At 70.3% G+C, this 5,709-nt stretch carries 6 protein-coding genes; 1 reads left to right on the forward strand and 5 read right to left on the reverse strand.

The window, feature by feature from the left end:
• The first annotated feature begins 63 nt into the window (after positions 1–63).
• Positions 64–846 carry a phosphotransferase gene (locus AC08OX_RS14160; RefSeq protein ID WP_476608260.1) on the forward strand — a complete coding sequence of 261 codons (783 nt, stop codon included), beginning with the start codon at positions 64–66 and terminating at the stop codon, positions 844–846.
• Positions 847–1,113: 267 nt separating this feature from the next.
• Here AC08OX_RS14160 and AC08OX_RS14165 read toward each other — a convergent pair whose 3' ends face one another.
• The 5 genes from AC08OX_RS14165 to AC08OX_RS14185 form a co-directional block, all read right to left on the reverse strand.
• Positions 1,114–1,557: a hypothetical protein gene (locus tag AC08OX_RS14165; RefSeq protein WP_476608256.1), complete on the reverse strand. Its 444-nt coding sequence runs from the start codon at positions 1,555–1,557 to the stop codon at positions 1,114–1,116.
• Between the two features lie 176 nt (positions 1,558–1,733).
• The gene (locus tag AC08OX_RS14170) at positions 1,734–2,225 is read right to left on the reverse strand and encodes a TadE/TadG family type IV pilus assembly protein (RefSeq protein WP_476608257.1); all 492 of its coding nucleotides are present in this window, start codon (positions 2,223–2,225) and stop codon (positions 1,734–1,736) included.
• 301 nt (positions 2,226–2,526) lie between these two features.
• Positions 2,527–3,477, reverse strand: coding sequence for a type II secretion system F family protein (locus tag AC08OX_RS14175; RefSeq protein ID WP_476608258.1), 951 nt, complete (start codon positions 3,475–3,477; stop codon positions 2,527–2,529).
• Positions 3,474–4,220 carry a type II secretion system F family protein gene (locus AC08OX_RS14180; protein WP_476608259.1) on the reverse strand — a complete coding sequence of 249 codons (747 nt, stop codon included), beginning with the start codon at positions 4,218–4,220 and terminating at the stop codon, positions 3,474–3,476. The genes AC08OX_RS14175 and AC08OX_RS14180 overlap by 4 nt, the downstream gene beginning before the upstream one ends.
• A gap of 143 nt (positions 4,221–4,363) precedes the next feature.
• Positions 4,364–5,581, reverse strand: coding sequence for a CpaF family protein (locus AC08OX_RS14185; RefSeq protein ID WP_476608261.1), 1,218 nt, complete (start codon positions 5,579–5,581; stop codon positions 4,364–4,366).
• Positions 5,582–5,709 lie beyond the last annotated feature (128 nt).

Below are 5,709 nucleotides of genomic sequence, written 5' to 3' on the forward strand. Positions count from 1 at the left end.
AACGAGAAGGAGCCCTCTTATTGATCAACGCCAGCCCACCACCTGGCGACCGTCACCCTGACGATCTCACCTGAGCCGAACTGCACCCAATTCCTTCCCGGTCAGCTCCTCGACAACACCGCACCACGCGGCACCCGCGTCCCCGACCACGTCATCGGCGACGTCGTGGAACTCTTCGGGCAGCTCGGCCTCGTCCCGCGCGAACGCCTGCCGCAATCGCCGCCAGGCTGGCCGGCGGACGGGCGGACCGCCGACTTCGCCCGCCGCCTGTCCGCTGTCACCGCAGGCGTGCATTCCCGGTTCCTCCCCGACTTCGGCGATCTGTACGCCGAGTTCGGCATCCCCATCGACGCGCTCACCGAGATCAACAGTCGATGGACGACGCTGCACCCGCGGCCTTTCCGCCTTCTCCACACCGACATCCACCGCAAGAACATCATCATCTCGGATGGCCGAGCCTACTTCCTCGACTGGGAACTCGCCCTCTGGGGCGATCCGGTCTATGATCTTGCGGTCCACCTGCACAAGATGAGCTACCAGCCCGACGAGTCAGCCGCACTCGTCCATGGGTGGACCTCCGTTGTCAACGGTCCGGCCACCGAGGGATGGCAGTCAGACCTCGACACCTACCTCTCCCACGAACGGGTGAAGTCCGCCATCGTCGACACCGTCCGCTACACAAAAATCATCACCGAGGGAAACCTCAGCCGCGATGACACACATGCATTCATCGACAAGCTCGTCGGGAAACTCGCCGCCGCGCACGCCGTACTCAGCAACCGAGTTACCATCGACCACGAGGCCGCCGCAGCCCTCATACAGCAGTGGGCCGGCAGACGCCGATAGCCAGAGCCCAGCAAGAACGGCCGGGTGTCCGCGCGGATCGACATCAGTGGAGTCCACGGACGTGGTGGACATCGCGTGGCGGCCGAGTTTTGGGGAACCAGTCACGGTTCAGGACCGCAGACCGTACTCTGCTCCCCCAAATTCGCCGACCTGGCGCGCCGAGCCGAGTTGCTCCCCGAGCTGGACAAGTCCCTCGCCGCCAAAAAGTCCACCGGACCCCGTAAAACCTTGCGATCCCGCGTAACTCCGTGAACGCGCGAATCTCTGCTACGGCTGGGTTTCCCGCCGGTCGGCGCGGAACTGGTCGATGACCACGGTGAACTGGCCGTTGACCGTGACATCGGTAATGCCGGAGAACAAGGCGCCGGTTCCCGGCAGCGCCACGACCGTACGGACACAGACGACGAACGACGCGCCCGGCTCCAGGGTTGCCGCGCCGTCTCCGGGATCCCCCGCACCACAGTCGGCGCCCTCGGGAGCGAACCGGGCCTGTGGCGCGCCGGGGACGCCCTGGTCGGCGAGGGCGAGCTGCGCGGCGAGCCGCGCCCGGTCCAAGCCCTGCGTCTCACTGTCCGCGGTGGCGAACGCCCGCCCGGCCTCCCGGGCGGCCTGGGTCACCCCGAACGCCGCGCGCTGCACCGCGAAGACGCACAGGAACAGGTAGACGAACGGGATGAGCAGCACGACGGACAATCCAACGAATTCGATCATCGCCGAACCGTCGTCGGCCCTTGTCGCCCGGCCTGCCTGTCCGGGCCCGACAACGCGGCCTATGCGACCGACGCAGCGCACGAAAGCCACACAACCTGTCCTGATCATCAGGATCGCCCGCGGCAGGGAGTGCAGGATCGCCCTCGCGACCCGATCTCCCGCCACGCCACCCCTCGTCACGGCAGTTCCTTGAGCGCATGGCCCTTCACCGTGATCGTGATGCCGTCGCCCAGCGGGACCAGGACGAGCGGCACGGCAACCCGGCAGGTGACCTCCGCGAGCGGCGTGCCACCCGGCCCGTCGACCTGCGCCCCGGTGCAGACGGCGTCGGACCGTCCCGGGATGGTCCGCGCGATGAGGGTCTGGGCGTAGGGACCGCCCTCGCTCGCCGGCACGCCGAGGTTGGCCGCGTGCCTGGCTCCCTCCGCGGCGTCCGCCGCGAGCGTGTTGCGGATGTGCAGCACCAGGCCGACCTGGATGATCCCCAGGATCAGGAAGAGCAACAACGTCCCCACCAGGATGAACTCGACGACGGCCGATCCGCCGTCAGCCGCGTCCGAGGCGTCATCCTCGACGCCGTCCTCGACCGCGTCCGGTCGGTGCCCGGTTCCCCTGGGGCCGCCGTCGATCCCGTCCGGCCCCGCGGCGGCCGCGAGCTCAGCCGCCACCGCCGATACCCGACACCGAGTTGATGGCCGAGGTGAACAGGTTCTGCAGAGCGGGCGTCGCCAGGGTGGCGATCGCGACCACCAGCGCCGCCGTCATGACGGTTATCATGACCCAGCCAGGGACGTCCCCCCGGTCGCGATCATGGCGGCTGCCCGCTGCGACGGCTGACCGCCAGGCCCGCCATCTCGCTTTCACGGCCTGCCCTGTTCGTCCCATGTCTCCTCCTTCAGGCTGGCTGATCCGACCTCGCCGGACGGGCGTGTCCACCCCGCGGGCGGCCACCTGCGCGCCCCCGGGCACTCACTGCGCGATCACGGTGAAACTCACCAGGGCCGGGTAGAAGGCAAAGATCACGGTCGTCGGCAGGACGAGGAACACGACCGGGATCATCATCGCGATCTCCTTGCGGCCACCGGCCTCCAGCAGCTGCCGCTTGCCCGCCTCACGCGCGTCGACGGCCTGCGCGCGCAGGATGTCCGCCAGCGGCGTCCCCCGTTCGATCGCGACCGCCATCCCGTCGACGAACCGCACCAGGGGCGCCAACGCCGTGCGCGCCGCGATGCCCTCCAACGCCTGCACGAGGGTGGCCCCGGCGCGGGCGTCGGCCAGCGCAAGCCGCAGCTCGCGCCCAAGCTCGCCGTGGGTCAACCGGCTGACCCGCTCCAGCGCCCCGATGGCCGACTCCCCCGCGGTCACCGCGAGCGCCAGCAGCTCCGCGATCGTCGGGAACTCCAGCAGCATCCGGTCCTCGCGCTCGGAGATCGCCCGCGACAGCCAGTAGTCCCGGGCCACCACCCCACCGGCCGTGCCAGCGACGATCAAGGCGACACTGACCAGGGCCGGCGGGCCGACGCCGAGCAGCGCGCGCAGCGCCAGCAGGAAGGCGCCGATCAGCGCCCCGCTGGCCGCGCAGATGACCTGCTGGACGCGGAACTCCTCGATGCTGGTCCGTCCGCCGGCCTGGGTCAGCCGGCGTTGCAGGACGGCCCGGCCCCCCAGGAAACGGTCGAGTCGACCGGCGGCGTCCGCGAGTAACGGGCGCGCGAGCGCCTCGACCGCGGCGAGGCCCGGCCGCAGCACCCCCCGCGGCCGGTCGTCGAGCAGCCTCGAGGGTGTGGGGGTGTCCCGCAGGTAGGGATCGATTCGGTCAGCGAGGTGGATGCGCCGGGCCCGGGGGGAGCGGTAGACGATGATGACCAGGCCCAGCCCGACGAGGAACCCGATCAGCGCACCGCTGGCGACCGTGGTCATAATCCCGCCCCCCGGCCGGCTACCGCTCCCCCGCGCAGCACCCGGCCCTCCTCCGGCAACCGGCCGATCCGCTTCATGAGCAGGTAGGCGAGGGCCGACACGGCGCCGCCCACCACGAGCACCAGGACCCCGGTCGGGCTGTCGTAGGCCCGCACGTTCTGCCCCCGGGTGGCCAGCAGGAGCAGCACGATCCAGGGGGCGGCGAGCGCGAGTCGGGCGGCGTTCACCGTCCAACTCTGCCGCGTCTCAAGCTCGGCGCGGGTGCGGGCGTCCTCCCGCAGGAAGGTGGACAGCGTGCGCAACAGCCGGCCGAGGTCGGTCCCGCCGACCTCCCGGGCCATCCGCAGCGACTCGATGATGCGGTCGGCCACCGGATCGGCGAGCTCGTCGGCGAGGCGGTCCAGGCAGGCCGAGAACGACCCGGTGGCGCTGTAGTCCTCGCCGAACCGGGTGAAGGCCGGTCGCAGCTGCACCGGCCCCCGCACCCCCACCGCGGCCAGGCCCTCGGGCAGCGACATCCCGGCCCGCACCGCGCTGGACAGGTTGTCGACGACGTCCGGCCACAGCTCCCGCAGATCATGCCTGCGGGCATGCCGCCGGCGGACCACGAGGGCTCGGGGCAGCAGACTCGCAAACACGACGAAGGCGCCGGCCAGCGACACGGTCTCGGTGAATGCCAGGACGACCAGGCCGACCAACAGGCCCAGACCCAGGCTAATCATGACGAACTGGCGAGGGGTCACGCCGCGGATGCCCGCCTGGGCGAGCAGGTCGCTCGTCGACCGTTCCCAGCGCGCCGTCGCCGACCAGGCCGGGAACCGCGGCCGGCCGCTGGTGACGATAAGGAACAGACCCAGACCGAACAGCAGGCCGAGGAAGGTGCCCGTCAGCGCTCCACGGCGATCTCGGGCCAGCCCCCGCCAGGCCGATGATGATGGTAATCATGGTCGCTCTGGGCCAGCAGGGCGGGCAGGTCGTAGCCGGCGCGGGCGAACCGTTCGGGATGTGGCGGGAAGCCGTCGGCGCGGACCAGTCCGTCCGCGCGCGAGCGGTAGATCTGGGCAATCTCGATGACATCCCCCTCCGTCCGGCCGGGCAGCGCGACGACCTCGGTGACGCGGCGCCGGCCCGAGACGTCCTTCTCCAGATGGACGACGAGGTCCACGCTGGCGGCGACGGTGGGCACCACGAAGGCGTGGCTGACGTTCTCGCCGGCGAGCAGGGGCAGGGTGCACAGCTTCGTCACGGCCTCGCGAGCCGAGTTCGCGTGCAGGCTGCACATACCGGGCAGCCCGGAGTTGAGCGCGATCAGCAGGTCGAGCGCCTCCTCTTGGCGAACCTCGCCGACCAGGAGCCGGTCCGGGCGCATCCGCAGGGCCTCCTTGACCAGCCTGCGCAGCCGGATTTCCCCGCTGCCCTCCAGGTTGGCCTGCCGGGTCTGCATCGCCACCCAGTCGGCGGCCCGCAGCTTCAGCTCGAACACCTCCTCGCAGCTGATCACCCGTTCCCGGGCCGGGATGGCCGAGCCGAGACAGTTGAGCATGGTCGTCTTGCCGGCCTGGGTGCCGCCCGCAACGATGATGTTGAGGCCGGCGACGACGGCGGCGTCCAGAAAGGCGGCCGCTGCCAGCGTGATCGTCCCGAGACCGACCAGTTCGTCCAGGCTCGACGCGGACAGCACAAACTTACGGATGTTGATCGACCAGTGCACCCGGGTGACATCGGGGATGACCACGTGCAGCCGGGAACCATCCGGAAGCATGGCGTCGACGAACGGGGTCGAGAGATCCACCCGCCGGCCCGAGGACTTCAGCATCCGCTCGACGAGGTCCTGGACCTGATCGGCGGTCAGAATGGTCGTCGTCAGCTCGCTGCGACCGGCCCGGGCGACGAATACCCGGCCCGGCTCGTTGATCCAGACCTCCTCCACAGTCGGGTCGTCGAGGTGGCGTTGCAGCGGCCCGAACCCGGCAACCGCGTCATAGACCAGCCGGGCGGTGACGTCCCGGTCGACGACCGGGGGAAGGTCACTGACGAGGGCCCGTTCCTCATAGTCGGCGAGCACCTCGTGAACGAGCTGACGCACCTGCGCCGGGTCCCGCACGGGATCGAGAGAACGCCGCCGGACGAGCTCTCTGAGGTGAGGATTTCCGGTGTGGGCTGGGTCGGTTGCAGGCGTGGCTGACCGCGCCGGGTGGTCGGGCACGGCGTCCCAGCGTGGCTGTTCGGTTG

It is taken from the genome of Frankia sp. CoBUL1, from assembly GCF_978021245.1.